General features: G+C 51.9%; 1 protein-coding gene. It reads right to left on the reverse strand.

Going from position 1 to position 364, the window contains the following annotated elements; all coding sequences use genetic code 11:
• On the reverse strand, positions 1-364 hold a 364-nt coding region (locus ACYP03_RS24740; RefSeq protein ID WP_459782489.1), incomplete at both ends, for a DUF3450 domain-containing protein.

A 364-nucleotide genomic window follows, 5' to 3' on the forward strand; every position in this document is an offset into this window, starting at 1 on the left:
ATCAGTCCGGGAGCGATTTGTTTCGAGGCCATTGCAAAGGCTTTATCCAGCTCAGCGCCAGCCTGAGGCTCCAATGACTGCCATTGATGAGCACCGTCATCCCAGGCCCAGTAGCGCTGACCGTCGAGGCTTCGCGCCACGAAAGAGACACGTCCGAGATAAAGTAGATCAGCCTCAATATTGTCTGTGTCACTCAGGGCCAATTTACCCTGATAGACACCCAACTTGGTGCCATAGTCCATTTCAATCTGGTAAGCCTCCAGAATACGGCGATACTTTTCGGCATCACTGATATCGGCCTGAGCCATCATGAACTCCAGTTTGGCAATCCGTGCCAGCCGTTGATCACGTTTGATTGGTTTGT

The sequence above is a fragment of the Photobacterium sp. R1 genome, assembly GCF_054600795.1.